The 1,300-nt window shown below is 60.8% G+C and carries 1 protein-coding gene; it reads right to left on the minus strand.

All coding sequences use genetic code 11. The features are described from left to right. Window positions 1-1,225: IS21 family transposase (gene istA / locus ABIE33_RS36230; RefSeq protein ID WP_429133974.1), on the minus strand; the 1,225-nt coding region annotated here is incomplete at its 3' end. Between the last annotated feature and the right edge of the window lie 75 nt (window positions 1,226-1,300).

Raw genomic sequence — 1,300 nt, forward strand, 5'->3', positions numbered from 1 at the left:
GATCGGCCTGCGCGGCTTGCTTGACAGGCATGCCGAAGCCGCTGACGCCGACAAAATGGGCAGGATCCGTCAGGCGACGATGACGCCCGTGTGACTCGGCGTGGCTCGCGACAAGCTGACCAGCATGGAACACGCGGACCTGGCCACCGCTGATCGTCACCTCGACAATCTCGCCAATGAGCCGCCAAGGGACTGAGTAGGCGTTGGTGTCGACCTCAACGGCGCAATCGGCGTGAACCTTGCGCAGCAGTTCTCGGATCTGTCGAAATGGCGGCCTGCCATTTAGTGGGCGTAGCGTCACAGCTTCGTCGCGAACAAAGCGCTCAAGTGGTGGTTCGCCTGTCGTGCCATGGCATCGAAGATCGGCAACCGTGCGCATCCACCACGCAAGGTGCAGGTGAAGCCCTTCCATGCTGTCAAAGCTGTGTCCGGCAAGTGCGTTGTGCTTCACATACCCGACGCCTCGCTCGTCCTTGCCTTTGGTACGAGCCCGGTATGGTGCACATGCGCGAGGACGGAAGTCCCAATAGCGGGAGAAGGCATGCAGCCGATCGTTGAACACGACCTCGCGGGTCACCGCGTCGTGCCGAGTCACCAATGCCGCAGCATTATCGAGAAGGACCTCGCTTGTGACACCGCCAAAATGCCTGAACGCTGCCTCCATCCCATCGAACCAGGCAGACTGACGGTCGTGGAGAAACGCAGTCGCGTATGTGCGACGCGAATAGCCAAGCGTTGCCACGAAGATGTAGACGCGGACTTTCTCGCCTCCGATCTCCATTCGCTTCTCGCCAAAATCAATCTGTATCTGATGGCCTGGCGGTGTCTCGAAGCGCATCGTCGCTAAAGCCGATGCCGCCAATTGCTGCCGATACCCCGCGACCGCCCGCTCAACCGTGCGGAGACTGACCTCAATGCCGAGTTCTCGAGCCAGATCCTGCCGCACGACATCAGCATTGCCCCCATGGCGAAAGAACCGCTCACGGACCCACGCTTCATGCTTCGAGAGCTGCGTTTCCCGGCGGGCTCGCCGATACCCGCGCCAGCCACCCGTCTCGATATATCGCTGCACCGTCGTGCGCGAGCATCCCAGCTCCAACGCGATCCGCCGCGTGCCCCACCCCAGCTTCTTGAGCCGCAGCATCGCAGTCACCTCGTCCGGTTCGAGCATCGCTTCTCTCCGCGCCAATCTCGCGGAGATCTTCGTACCTGTCTCAACGTCCATTAGTCCCTCCTAAGGTCTGAAAGAGGGACCAGTTTTAGGTGTCGCTACCGGACCAGTTTTACATGTCGCCTGACA

The organism is Ensifer sp. 4252, assembly GCF_050434565.1.
Lineage (GTDB): Bacteria > Pseudomonadota > Alphaproteobacteria > Rhizobiales > Rhizobiaceae > Ensifer.